Origin of the sequence: Streptomyces sp. CB02980, assembly GCF_014451325.2 — a bacterium.
Classification (GTDB): Bacteria; Actinomycetota; Actinomycetes; order Streptomycetales; family Streptomycetaceae; genus Streptomyces.
Genome location: NZ_JACSCH020000004.1, coordinates 389,947 through 402,689 on the forward strand (window position 1 = coordinate 389,947; position 12,743 = coordinate 402,689).

A 12,743-nucleotide genomic window follows, 5' to 3' on the forward strand; every position below is an offset into this window, starting at 1 on the left:
CCCCCGCCGGCTCACAGCGCCGGGGTCTCCAGCGCGTAACCGACGCCATGGACCGTGCGGATCCGCTCGGCCCCGATCTTCCGGCGCAGCGCCTTGATGTGGCTGTCCACGGTCCGGGTGCCCGAGGCGTCCGCCCAGTCCCACACCTCGGCGAGCAGCTGCTCGCGGGAGAGGACCGCCCGCGGCGTGCTCGCCAGGCAGACCAGCAGGTCGAACTCGGTCGGGGTCAGGTGCACGTCCTCGGACCGCACCCGGACCCGGCGCTGCGCGTGGTCGATCTCCAGCTCGCCGAGGCGCAGGATGCCGCTGCGCGGGGTCACGGCCGCCAGCGCGGCCCGCTCCACCCGGCGGAGCAGCACGTGCACCCGGGCGGCCAGCTCCCGCATCGAGAACGGCTTGGTCATGTAGTCGTCCGCGCCCACGCCGAGGCCGACCAGCATGTCGGTCTCGTCGTCACGGGCGGTCAGCATGAGGACCGGGACGGGGCGCTGGGCCTGGACCCGGCGGCACACCTCCAGGCCGTCGAATCCGGGCAGCATCACGTCGAGGACCATCAGGTCCGGCTGCCATGCCTCGGCCGCGTCGACGGCCGCGGGGCCGTCGGTCGCGGTCTGGACGAGAAAGCCCTCGGCGCGGAGCCGAGCGGAGATCGCCTCCACGATCGTGGCGTCGTCCTCGACCACGAGCACCCGGCGCTGGGCACCCGGAGTGGCCGCCGCACCGTGGTGAGTGGTGTGTGTCTGCTCCATTGCCCCGCCTCGCGTCGCCGATGTCGGCTCTGCAGCCTAGAGGTACCGGCGGCGTCCCGGCTATCCAGGACTTACTCGGGACGGATGCCGAGGTGAACCACGTCGGGGACGCCCCGGGCAACGGGGATCTCTTCCGTCCGTACCCCGCTGAATCCGGCATTCCGCAAGGCCCCTTCGAAATCGGCGGAGGGCCGGGCGGACCAAACGGCGAGCACTCCGCCGTGGTTCAGACGGGCCGCACAGGCCGCCAAACCCTCGGCTGCGTACAGGGATTCGTTGTCCTCGGTGACCGTCCAGTCGGGCCCGTTGTCGATGTCCAGACAGAGGGCGTCGTAGGTGTCCGGGGAGGTGTGGAGGTGGTCCACCAGGTCCGTGTGCAGGATCACGGTCCGGGAATCGGCGAGCGCGGCCCCGGAGATCGCGGCGAGGGGCCCCTGGCGGTGCCATTCGATGATCGCCTCCTCCCGCTCGACGACCGTGATCCGGCCCCAGCGGGGGTCGGCGGCGGCATGGGCGAGCGAGAAACCGACGCCGAGACCGCCGACGAGGACGGACGCGCCGGAGCGGGACCGCTCGGGGAGCGCGGCCTGCGCCGCGTCGATCAGGAGCCGCTCGGAGCGCCCGTCGGAGGTGTCCATCAGGAAGGTGCCGTTGGCGATGATCTCGTAGTGCTCCGCGCGACGGCGGAGCACGACCTCTCCGTACGGTCCTTCTCGGCGGTCGAGGGTGACGGTTCCTGGCACGGTCGGTCGCTCCGCTCTCGGCTCGGCAGTGGGTCCCCGGCCATCCTCGCTGGGTGACGGCGGTGGGGACAAACCCGTTTCGGAGAACGGGAGATGGGATCGGACGGCCGTGCGAGTGGCCGACTCCCCGCCGTGCCGCGCCGCTCGCCCCGCCCGTGCCGAGCGGCCTTCGCCGCCCGCGCCGCGTTCAGCGGCGGGTCCCGTCCGTCCAGATGCGGCTGCCGAGGTCCGAGCCGCGGACCACCTGCACCCTCCACGGTTCGATGCGCAGGACGTGGTACCCGGGGTCCTCGGGACCGCCCCGCCAGAATCCGGCGGGGTCGTACCCGACGCCCGCGGGGCTTCCCTCGCGGTAGAGGTCCCACGCGTACCGCCTGCTCTCCCGGTCCTCGGCCCAGGTCGAGACGCTGTCGATGAACACGGCGTTCTGGCGGGGGTTCCAGTAGGAGTAGGTGGTGTGCGGGTTGCCGGCCAGATGCGCCGCCTTGACGGGCGTCTTGTAGGCGGCGAGCCAACCGACCGGCTTTCCGTCGACCACTTCCCAGACGGGCAGCAGCACCCGGGCTCTGGGGCGCGATGCGCTGTCCACCGTGATCATGGTGCAGTAGACGATGTCCTGGATATAGGTGTTGAATGCGTCTTCGATTTCCGAGAAGGATTCCACGCGTGTGGCCATATCGATTTCCTTTCGGCATCCGATGGTCGACGGAAGGAACTACCTCGACGCGTCGACGCGCTCGGCCGTACGGGGAAGATCCGCGGGCACGGGTCCGGCGTCGGTGTCCGCAGCCCTCGCCCTGCCGCGGAGTCCGAAGGCGCTGACGACGGCGGCGAGGAGCGCGGCGACGAGCGGCACGACCAGGGCGGCCCGGTAGCCGTCGAGGAGCGCCGTCGGCGAGGTGCCGTCCGTGGCCGCGATGTTCACCGCGGCGACGGTGGACAGGCCCAGCGCGGCGCCGAACTGGAAGGACGTGTACAGCAGGCCGCCGGCGACGCCCTGCTCCTCCTCGGCGATGCCGTCGGTGGCGACGATGGTCAGCGGCCCGTAGGCCAGGGAGAAGGCCAGCCCCAGGATGATCAGGCTCGGGAACATCGCCAGGTACGTCCAGTCGGCGCCGACCGGCAGGAACAGCGCGTACGACAGCGAGGCGAGGAGCAGACCGCCGAAGATCACCCGGGCGTTGCCGAACCGGGCCACGAGCCTGGGAGTGAGGGTGGGGGAGAGGACCGCGTCCACACCGATGACGATGAGGGCGAAACTGGTCTGCAGGGTCGACCAGCCGCGCAGCTCCTGCAGGTAGAGCACCGCGATGAACTGGAAGCCGAAGAAGCCCGCGGCGAAGAGCAGCCCCGCCAGATTGGCGCGGACCAGCGAACCGTTGCGGAAGATGCCCAGGCGCACCAGCGGCGAGGACGACCTGCGCTCGACGGCGACGAAGACCAGGAACAGCACCAGGCTCGCCGCGACGGTGCCGATCGTCGAGGCCACGGAGACGTGCGCGGCACGCTCGACGCCGAAGACGAGGAGCAGGATGCCGCCGGTGACGCTGATCGAGCCCGCCAGGTCGACGCCCTGGCCCGTGCGGTCCGGGCGCGGCGACCTGGGGATGAGGGCGATCGCCGCGATCAGGATGAGAAGGCTGAGGGCGACCGGCGCGAAGAACACCCAGCGCCAGTCGACGGCGGCCAGCAGGCCACCCACGACGAGCCCGATCGAGAAGCCGCCGGCCGCGGTGCCGGAGTAGACGAGCAGGGCCTTGTTGCGCTGAGGGCCCTCGTCGAAGCTCGTGGTGATGATGGACAGCCCCGCCGGAGTCATGAACGCGGCGGCGACACCGGTCACGAAGCGGGCGACGATCAGCATCCAGCCCTCGGTGGCGAACCCGCCGAGGCCGGAGAAGAGCAGGAAGACCACGAGCCAGAGGACGAACATCCGGCGGCGTCCGAACAGGTCGGCGGCCCGGCCGCCGAGCAGCATGAACCCGCCGTAGCCGAGTACGTAGGCGCTCATCACCCACTGGAGCATGCCGGTCGACATGTCCAGGTCCTCGCGGATCGACGGCAGGGCCACGTTGAGCATGGCCACGTCGATGCCCTCGAGGAAGATCGCGCCGCACAGCACGAACAGCACGCCCCAGGCGCGCCCGCTCATGCGGTCCGTACCGCTGCTCGACGGGGATTTCTGAGTGGACACAGAATTGCTCCTTGTGCGCGAAGGAATGGTCGTGGGGAATCGGCCGCATTCCTGCGACGGGCGCGTGGCGTTCCCTTGGAGTCCGCGTGAGAAGCCGGCCCGGAAGAGGCCGCGACACAAGGAGAAAGCCGTGCCGCGGGATTCCCACGCCTCGATGGGGAAATCCTGCGGCACGGCGGAGAATCGGGGAAGAAGGCACTTCGAAGTCACCCGGTCACTTCACGGGTACCGACCCCACTTCACGGGTACCGGCCTCGCGGCGCGTGGCACCGACTTCACGGCGCGTGGCACCGACTTCACGGCGCGGGTACGGACCTCACGGCGCGCGGGGTCCTCAGGACTCGCCCGTCACCCGCCGGGCGCCCCGCCACACGTACAGGCCCGTGCCCGCCACGAGCGAGGCGACCGCCACCGTCCACGCCCCCGCCTGGGTGCCCGGCTGCATCACCCAGGCCCACCACTGCGCCCCGCCGCCCGGGGCGGACGGGGCCGCGAGATAGACCGTGCCCACGAAGAAGGCCGGCGGCAGCCAGCTCAGCCGGGCGCCGACGACGGCGGCGGCGGCCGCCGTCACCCCCACGAGCCCGAGGGCGTTGCGTACGGCGGCGAGCGCGCCGAACTCCTCCGCGTGCCCCGGCACCGCCAGGGCGAGCAGCACGACGGCGAGGACGGCCGGGGCGAGCACATGGGCGAGACGGCGGGGCCACCACGCGCGTACCGCCGTACGGTCCAGCTCGTCGCTCGGCGTGTGGAGGCTGGTGCCGATCGCGGCGGCCGCGAGCAGCGGGCCGAGGACGACGACCGGCAGCCGGGCCGTGTGGTCGAAGTCGGGCAGTGACTCCAGCCACCGGGCAGCCCAGGCGGCGGCCACCGCCGTTCCGGCGAGGGCGGCCAGGGCGCCGGGCAGGGCGCGGGAGCGCAGATAGAGCAGGGAGGAAGGCCTCATGGGACCGGTACCTCGTCGGGGTGGCAGGTGTTCGCCGCCAGATAGCGGCCCAGGTAATCGCGTTGGGCGGCCGGGGACTTGGCGCGGAGGCGGTCGATGTACGGCTGGGCGGCGGTCGGATCGGGGCCGTAGTCCTCGGGTGTCGGCGCCAGCCACTCGATGACGGCGAGGTTGATGATGCTCGCCCGCTCCGCGTTCGGACCGGTGTTGTCACCCGGCCGGCACGTGTCCGAGAACAGCCACGACACCGCCGAGTTCAGATACAGATCCGGGCGCGGGAGCCGGCCGCGCACCGCGTCAGCCGCCGCGTTGGGCAGTTCGACGTCCCCGGGGCGAGGGGGTCCGAACGGGCCGCCGACCCAGCGGACCGGGGCGCCGGGCACCCCCTTGAGGCGTGCGTTGAGCGGGGCGAGCGCCGCCGACACCTCCGGCAGCAGGCGTTCGTCCACGGCCGTGAGGCAGATCTGCGGCGTGCCGTCGTCGCAGAGCGGGCGGGCCAGGGCGGGGTCCGGACGCCACGGGCCCTCGTCCGCCGGCAGGCGAAGGATCACCGCGGCGGCGGCGACCGCCACGGCCAGCGGGACCAGGGCGAGCGGTCGTCGTGCCCGGCGGAGCCCGTAGGCCAGGAGGACGGTGAGGGCGAGCCCGGCCGTCCACGCCATCGACACCGGACCGAACCACCACACCGGCCGGTCCCAGAGGAACTGGTGCTCGGCGGCTGGGCCGAGCCAGCGGGCGGGGCCCTGGCTGTACGCGCCGACCCCCAGTGCGACGTATCCGACGATGCCCAGGAGCGGGGCCGTCAGCCGCCAGCGGACCGTACGACCGACGACATGACCGAACGCGCCCAGGGCGGCGACGGCGACCGCGTCGGCGGCGAGGAGTTCGGGGAAGGGGCGGCCGCCGGAGGCGTACGGCCAGGTCGCGAGGAGACAGACGGCATCGGCGAGGACCACGCCCGCGGCCGGCCAGAGCGCGGACGGGGCGACCGCGACGAGCAGACGGCGGAGCGGCGAGCGGGGCACGGACTCCCAGAGGTCCAGCGTCCCGCGGCGCCGGTCCCGGCCGCCCTGCCAGCAGCCCGCCGCTAGCGCGAGCGGTCCGGCGAGCAGCCCGGTGGCCACGTGCAGCATGTTCGTGGCGTCGGCCCAACGGCCCTGCCAGCCGGGCGCCTTGCCGTACATCGTCACGAGGACGGTGAGGAGGACGGCGACACCGGTCCAGGGGCCGAGCCCACGGCGCAGCTCGATGAGAACGGCCCCCGGCGCGCGGGTGGCCCGTCCGGCGGTGCGCGGCGGGGGAGGAGTGAGGGTGGTGGTCACCGGAGCGCTCCCTTCGCGGCGTCCGAGGGGGCCCGGTGGGCGTGCAGGGCGGCCGTGTAGCCGCGCTCGACGGCGTGCGTCGTGGAGTCGTTCCCGTCGGTGGACTCCCCGCCGAGCACGGTGAGTTCGGCCGTCGAGCCCTGGAAGGCGAGGCGGCCCGACTCGATGAGGGCGACGTCGGTGCAGGCCGCGGCCACGTCCTCCACCAGGTGGGTGGAGACCACCACCGTCGCCTCCGTGCCCAACTCCCGCAGCAGGGCCCGGAAATCGACCCGCTGTTCCGGATCGAGTCCAGCGGTCGGTTCGTCGAGCAGCAGCAACTCCGGTTCGTTCACGATGGCCTGGGCGATTCCGGCGCGCCGGACCATGCCGCCCGACAGCGTCTTCATCCTCGCGTCGATCCGGTCGCCGAGCCCGACCCGAGCCACCGCGTGCTCCACGGCCGCCGGAACGCGGGCGACCGGTACCTCCTTGAGCCAGGCGACGTAGGCCACGAACTCCCGCACGGTGAAGGCCGGGTAGTAGCCGAAGTCCTGCGGCAGATAGCCGAGCCGGCGCCGGATGCCGGTGCGTTCGCGGTGACTGGTCGCGTCCCCGCCGAGCAGCTCCACCCGGCCGGAGGAGGGTGCGGCGACAGTCGCGAGGACCCGGATCAGGGAGGTCTTGCCGGCGCCGTTCGGGCCGAGCAGGCCGTGGACGCCGGGACCGAGGGACAGATCGAGCCGGTCGAGGGCGACGGTACGGCGGTGGCGGACGGTCAGTCCGCTCACCGCGACGGCGGTCGAGACGTTCACCGGGACTCCAGGTGGTCGAAGGAACGGCGCCGCAGCGCGAGGAGGGCCGCGCAGGCCAGCGCGGCGGCGGCCCACCCCCCTTGGGCGGCGGGGCCGGAGAGGTACGGGGCGAGCGCGGTGGCCGGGGCGGCCGTGTCCGCGGGTCCGAGCAGCGGACCCGTGACGGCGAGCAGCCACCCGCCGCCGAGCGTCGCGGCCGCCGCCCGGCAGCCCACGAACGAGCCGAGCGCGAGCGTGGCCAGGGTCAGTGCGAGGCCGGGAAGCAGCCAGGCGGCGGCCCCCGGGAAACCGGCCACCGGCGGCAGCAGGGCGCCGCCCGCGGTCAGCAGCGGTACACAGACGGCGAGGACGGCGGCGGTACGGGTGAGCAGCAGCCGCAGCCCGCCGGACGGGGTGGCGGCGGTGATCTCGTACAGCGGGTCGGCGTGACGTCCGTACGAGACGGCGACACCGGCGAGCGGAAGGACGGGCGAGAGGGCGAGCAGCAGACTCCGCGCCCCCTGGACCCCGGCTCCGTGGGCGAGCCCGAAGGCCCCGCCGACGACCAGCAGCACGGCGACGACCCAGGACCCGCGGAGGGCGGGCCCGACGGCCCACCAGAGCCGGGCCCACCGGCCGAGGGGGGTGGGGGCGTACGGGGTGGGCGCGGCCGGTGCGGGGGCGTGCGCGACGGGGGCGGGCCGACTGCCGGGGGAGGCGGAGGATTCGGTTCGGCGCCCGGGGGCGTCGCCGGAATCGCGCCGGCGCCCGGGCGAGCTGGCGGATTCGGGTGCGCGCCCGGGCGCGGTGGCGGATTCGGGTGCGCGCCCGGGCGCGGTGGCGGATTCGGGTCGACGCCCGAGGAAGGCGGAGGCCGCGAAACGGCGCCCCGGGGACGCGGCGGGTGCGGTCCGGTGGCCGGGGGAACCGGGGCGCCCGGTCCGGGCGCCCGCCGGCGCCCGACCGGGTCCGAGGGACGCCAGCAGTTCGGCGCGGACGCTCGCGAGGACCGGGCCGGCCGTTCCGGCCCGTACGGCGGCCGAGACGCGGCCCGCGCAGCCCGCGCAGGACTCGACGTGCTTCTCCAGCGACCAGGCGTCGGTCTCGGCGGCGGACCCGTCGGCGTACCGGCGCGCGAGGGCGTCGGAGACGTGCCAGGGGAGCCCGGGGGTCCCGGGGCCGTCCACAGGGGGGCGTCGTGTCGTCATGCGGTGCCTCCCAAGGCGTGTGGGCCGCCGGGGTGGGCCGCCCCGAGCGCGGCGCGCAGTTCGCGGCGGGCGCGCAGGGCGCGGGTCTTGACCGTGCCCTCGGGTATGCCGAGGAGCCGGGCGGTCTCGCGCGTCGTCAGGCCGTCGACGACGGTCGCCCGCAGGACCTCGGCGAGTTCGGGCGAGATCCGATCGAGGGCAGCGCCCACCTCCCCGTACTCCAGCCCGGCGAGCACCCGGTCCTCGGCGGAGGACGCGGCGGCGGACGGCTCCGTGGGCACGGCGGCGTGTTCGGCCGCCCGTTCCACGACGCGTTCCGCGCGGGCCCGGGCCCGCTGCGCGTCGACCAGGCGCCGGGCCGCGATCACCCAGATCCAGCCGCCGGCCTCGCCCCGGCCCCGGTGGCCGCCGGCCGAGCGCCAGACCGTGACGAAGGTGTCCTGGAGGACCTCCCGTACGGTCTCCTCGTCCGGGCAGCGCCGGGCGAGGCGGGCGTGCAGCCAGCCGGCGTGCCGGTCGTACAGCACGGCGAGCGCCTCGGAGTCCCCCCGGGCGACCGCGCGCAGCAGCGCCGTGTCGTCCTCGTCGCCCCCGGAGGGGCCTCCCCCTGCGGGGCGCAACAGTCTCACGCCTTCTCTATCGCGCGCGTGCCCCGGTTCGGTTCTCCGTGCCGGTGCCGGTGCCGGTGCCGGTGCCGATTCGGGAGTGGGTCGGTCCGGGGCGGGGGCGCGGCGGCCCGGCTCAGGGGTTCGTCGGCGGGCCGCCCTCCGGGAGGGCGGCGAAGACCCGCTGGAGCGCGGCAGGGCGCTCGCCGTCGCCCGAGACGACGAGGCGGTGGCGGTACGTCACGTAGTACTGGAAGCCGTCGAAGACCGGGTCGCCCGTCGGCCGCTCCGGGACCCGGGCGTACGCGGGGTCCTCCAGGGCGGCCCGGAGCTCGGCGGCCTCGGCGGGGGTCTGCCGGCCGGTGCGGGGCTGCTTGGTGCCGGAGCGGCTGGTCCAGGAGCCGTCGTAGTGGACGACGAGTTTGTTGCGGACACCGGCGAGGCCGCCGTTGACGACGACCTCGACGAGGACCTCGGCGGGGTGGGGGTCCGCCGTGGGTGTGCCGGAAGCTGTGGGGGTGCCGGAAGCCGTGGTGGTGCCCGGCGCCGTCGTGGCTCCCGGGGGCGTCGTGGCTCCTGGGGCCGAGGTCGTCGCCGTGGCGCCCGGCTCGGTCGGTCCGCTCGCCCCCGACGGCGGCCCGCCCGGCTCGGGCGGAGTCTCCGGCCCGCAGCCGCTCGTACCGCCGACCAGGACCCCCACCAGAAGCAGGGTCCCGCACCACGTTCCCCGTACGCCTCTCACCATGGACCGAGCATGCCGGGTGACGGGCACCGCGCGCAGCCGGACGGGCAGGTTCGGGCCCGTGCCCCGGCCTCCGGCTCGCGGACCGGACCCGACCGTCAGCCCGTCCCCGTCCCCGTCCCGGCCCCGGTCCCGCCGCCGTCCCGGACGATGCCCGTGAGCGGCCCCCGGTAGCGCCAGTCGAGGGAGTCGTACAGTGCGAGGCCGTCCGTGGTCGCGGCGAGCACCCCGGTCTCGGCGCCGGCCTGGGCGGCGGCCGCCTCCAGGGTGCGCATGACGTTGGCGCCGAGCCCGCGCCGCCGGTGCGCGGGGTCGGTCTCGATCTGGTCGGCGACGGCCGTGGAACCGGTCGGGGCGATCTGGCCGCGGGCGGCGAGGGTGCCGTCGGGCGCCAGGACACGGACCCGGATGACACCGTCCGTGACCTCGGTGGTCCGGGCGTATCCCTCGGGAGGAGCCGGCCGGGCGCCGGGGTCCAGCGGCTTGACCATCATGAAGCCGGGGTCGTCGGGGACCGTCCATCCCTCCGTGATCCACGCGTGCGCGTCCTCGGGCCCGGCCATGATCTTGAGCCAGCTGTACGGGGTGGTCAGCCGCGCGCAGAGCGCGCCGACCGTGGCCGCGTCGGGGGCGGGCAGCACGTGCCGTACGACGTGCCGGGGCAGCCCCACCTCGATCCGGTGGCCCCAGGGCTCGTGGACGGCGGCCGGGGTCCCCCGGGAGACGGTCCAGCCCGCCACCCACGCCGATGTAAGAGCTGCAATATCCATGCAGTCATTACATCGGCCGAAAGTGTTCCGTGCGAGAGTGATCGCTCAGAGCGAACGGGCGTCCGGGAACATTCACGGGCTCACATGCATTGAGTCGGCATAGCTCAACTTGACTGCCGAAGGGGAGATCATGGCTTCTGACTCCAAGCCGTCCGTGCCGCTCACTCTGCCCGTGCTGCCGCTTGACGACGAGGTCGTGCTGCCCGGGATGGTGGTGCCGCTCGACCTGTCCGACAACGACGTACGCGCCGCGGTGGAGGCCGCCCAGGCCGCCGCGCGGCCCGGAGCGGGCAAGCCGAAGGTGCTGCTCGTGCCCCGCGTCGACGGGACCTACGCCGGGACCGGCGTCCTGGGCACCGTCGAGCAGGTCGGACGACTGTCCGACGGCGACCCCGGCGCCCTGATCCGCGGCCTCGGCCGCGTGCGCATCGGTGCCGGCACGACCGGACCCGGCGCGGCCCTGTGGGTCGAGGGCAGCACCGTCGAGGAGACCCTGCCCGAACCGCTGCCCGGTCAGGTCACCGACCTGATCAAGGAGTACAAGGCGCTCGCCACCAGCTGGCTCAAGAAGCGCGGTGCCTGGCAGGTCGTCGACCGCGTCCAGCAGATCGACGGCGTCGGCGCCCTCGCCGACAACTCCGGATACTCGCCCTTCCTCACCGTCGAGCAGAAGGTCGCGCTCCTGGAGACCGGCGACCCGGTCGCCCGGCTCAAGCTCGCCACCGCCCAGCTCCGCGAGCACCTCGCCGAGCAGGACGTCGCCGAGACCATCGCCAAGGACGTCCAGGAGGGCGTCGACAAGCAGCAGCGCGAGTTCCTCCTCCGCCGCCAGCTCGAAGCCGTCCGCAAGGAGCTCCGCGACCTCAACGGCGAGGCCGAGGGCGACGAGTCCGACGACTACCGCGCCCGCGTGGAGGCCGCCGACCTGCCCGAGAAGGTCCGCGAGGCCGCCCTCAAGGAGGTCGAGAAGCTGGAGCGGTCCAGCGACCAGTCCCCCGAGGGCTCCTGGATCCGCACCTGGCTGGACACCGTCCTGGAACTCCCGTGGAACAAGCGATCCGATGACGGCGCTGCCGGGTACGACATCCGCGGCGCCCGCGCCGTCCTCGACGCCGAGCACGCCGGCCTGGACGACGTGAAGGAGCGGATCACCGAGTACCTCGCGGTGCGCAAGCGCCGTGCCGAGCGCGGCCTCGGCGTGGTCGGCGGCCGCCGCGGCGGAGCCGTCCTCGCCCTCGTCGGCCCGCCCGGCGTCGGCAAGACCTCGCTCGGCGAGTCCGTCGCGCACGCGATGGGACGCGAGTTCGTCCGGGTCGCCCTCGGCGGCGTCCGGGACGAGGCGGAGATCCGCGGCCACCGCAGGACCTACGTCGGCGCCCTGCCCGGCCGGATCGTGCGGGCCATCAAGGAGGCCGGGTCCATGAACCCGGTGATCCTGCTCGACGAGATCGACAAGGTCGGCTCCGACTTCCGCGGCGACCCCGCGGCGGCCCTCCTGGAAGTCCTCGACCCGGCGCAGAACCACACCTTCCGCGACCACTACCTGGAGGTCGAACTCGACCTCTCGGACGTCGTCTTCCTGGCCACGGCCAACGTCCTCGAAGCCATCCCGGAGGCCCTGCTCGACCGCATGGAGCTGGTCAGGCTCGACGGCTACACGGAGGACGAGAAGGTCGTCATCGCCCGTGACCACCTGCTGCCCCGGCAGCTGGAGCGCGCGGGCCTTGAGCCCGGCGAGGTCGTCCTGGAGGACGCGAGCCTGCGCAGGCTGGCCGGCGAATACACCCGCGAGGCGGGCGTACGCACCCTGGAGCGGGCCATCTCCCGGCTGCTCCGCAAGGTCGCGGCCCAGCACGAACTGGGCGACCGGGAACTGCCGTTCACGGTCGGTCCCGACGACCTGCGCGAGCTCATCGGGCGGCCGCACCACGTGCCGGAGTCGGCCCAGGACCCCGCGGAGCGCCGTACCGCCGTGCCGGGTGTCGCCACCGGGCTCGCCGTCACCGGCGCGGGCGGTGACGTCCTCTTCGTCGAGGCGTCCCTGGCCGACCCGGAGACCGGCGCCGCCGGGCTGACCCTCACCGGTCAGCTGGGCGACGTGATGAAGGAGTCGGCGCAGATCGCGCTCTCCTTCCTCCGCTCGCACGGCGCGGAACTGGAACTGCCCGTCACCGGCCTGAAGGACCGTGGCGTGCACATCCACTTCCCCGCGGGCGCGGTCCCCAAGGACGGCCCGAGCGCGGGCGTCACCATGACGACCGCCCTCGCCTCCCTGCTGAGCGGGCGGCTCGTCCGTACGGACGTGGCCATGACCGGCGAGGTCTCCCTCACCGGCCGGGTCCTCCCGATCGGCGGCGTGAAGCAGAAGCTCCTCGCCGCGCACCGGGCGGGCATCACCACGGTCGTGATCCCCAAGCGGAACGAGGCCGACCTGGACGACGTCCCGGCCGAGATCCTGGAGAGGCTGGAGGTCCACCCGGTGACGGACGTCCGCCAGGTCCTGGAGATCGCCCTGGCGCCGGCGGCGGTGCCGGTGGGAGTGGCGGCGGCGTAGCTCCCGTACGACACCCGTACGACGGAGAGACGGAGCGGGGTGCCCTCGACAGGGGGCACCCCTCCGTCATGCCCGGCGGGTGCGCATACTCGCAGGTAAATCGTCACCCGGATGTCAGCCGGGGGTGTCATGCTCGT

The 12,743-nt window shown here is 74.0% G+C and carries 12 protein-coding genes; 1 reads left to right on the forward strand and 11 read right to left on the reverse strand.

The window, feature by feature from the left end; genetic code table 11:
- Positions 1–11: 11 nt before the first annotated feature.
- The 11 genes from E0F75_RS11990 to E0F75_RS12040 form a co-directional block, all read right to left on the reverse strand.
- Entirely contained in the window at positions 12–749 is a 738-nt protein-coding gene (locus E0F75_RS11990; protein WP_030207163.1) for a response regulator transcription factor, read from the reverse strand.
- A gap of 71 nt (positions 750–820) precedes the next feature.
- Positions 821–1,492, reverse strand: a complete 672-nt coding sequence (locus tag E0F75_RS11995) for a spermidine synthase (RefSeq protein ID WP_187622490.1) — start codon at positions 1,490–1,492, stop codon at positions 821–823.
- A gap of 187 nt (positions 1,493–1,679) precedes the next feature.
- Positions 1,680–2,168, reverse strand: a complete 489-nt coding sequence (locus tag E0F75_RS12000) for a pyridoxamine 5'-phosphate oxidase family protein (protein ID WP_187622491.1) — start codon at positions 2,166–2,168, stop codon at positions 1,680–1,682.
- A gap of 39 nt (positions 2,169–2,207) precedes the next feature.
- Positions 2,208–3,644, reverse strand: coding sequence for an MFS transporter (locus E0F75_RS12005; RefSeq protein ID WP_187622581.1), 1,437 nt, complete (start codon positions 3,642–3,644; stop codon positions 2,208–2,210).
- Between the two features lie 376 nt (positions 3,645–4,020).
- The gene (locus E0F75_RS12010; protein WP_187622492.1) at positions 4,021–4,632 is read right to left on the reverse strand and encodes a hypothetical protein; all 612 of its coding nucleotides are present in this window, start codon (positions 4,630–4,632) and stop codon (positions 4,021–4,023) included.
- The gene (locus E0F75_RS12015) at positions 4,629–5,954 is read right to left on the reverse strand and encodes a hypothetical protein (protein WP_187622493.1); all 1,326 of its coding nucleotides are present in this window, start codon (positions 5,952–5,954) and stop codon (positions 4,629–4,631) included. Before E0F75_RS12015 ends, E0F75_RS12010 begins: the two co-directional genes overlap by 4 nt.
- Entirely contained in the window at positions 5,951–6,748 is a 798-nt protein-coding gene (locus E0F75_RS12020; protein ID WP_187622494.1) for an ABC transporter ATP-binding protein, read from the reverse strand. The genes E0F75_RS12015 and E0F75_RS12020 overlap by 4 nt, the downstream gene beginning before the upstream one ends.
- Positions 6,745–7,935: a zf-HC2 domain-containing protein gene (locus tag E0F75_RS12025; RefSeq protein WP_374115392.1), complete on the reverse strand. Its 1,191-nt coding sequence runs from the start codon at positions 7,933–7,935 to the stop codon at positions 6,745–6,747. The genes E0F75_RS12020 and E0F75_RS12025 overlap by 4 nt, the downstream gene beginning before the upstream one ends.
- Positions 7,932–8,564 carry an RNA polymerase sigma factor gene (locus E0F75_RS12030; protein WP_187622495.1) on the reverse strand — a complete coding sequence of 211 codons (633 nt, stop codon included), beginning with the start codon at positions 8,562–8,564 and terminating at the stop codon, positions 7,932–7,934. The genes E0F75_RS12025 and E0F75_RS12030 overlap by 4 nt, the downstream gene beginning before the upstream one ends.
- A gap of 112 nt (positions 8,565–8,676) precedes the next feature.
- On the reverse strand, positions 8,677–9,285 hold the full coding sequence (locus tag E0F75_RS12035; protein ID WP_187622496.1) for a hypothetical protein: 609 nt from the start codon (positions 9,283–9,285) through the stop codon (positions 8,677–8,679).
- Between the two features lie 95 nt (positions 9,286–9,380).
- Positions 9,381–10,052, reverse strand: coding sequence for a GNAT family N-acetyltransferase (locus E0F75_RS12040; protein ID WP_187622497.1), 672 nt, complete (start codon positions 10,050–10,052; stop codon positions 9,381–9,383).
- A 130-nt stretch (positions 10,053–10,182) separates the two neighbouring features.
- On the opposite strand from E0F75_RS12040, the gene lon reads away from it, so the two are divergent.
- Positions 10,183–12,606 (forward strand): endopeptidase La, encoded by a 2,424-nt coding sequence (gene lon, locus E0F75_RS12045; protein ID WP_187622498.1) that lies wholly within the window; start codon positions 10,183–10,185, stop codon positions 12,604–12,606.
- Positions 12,607–12,743 lie beyond the last annotated feature (137 nt).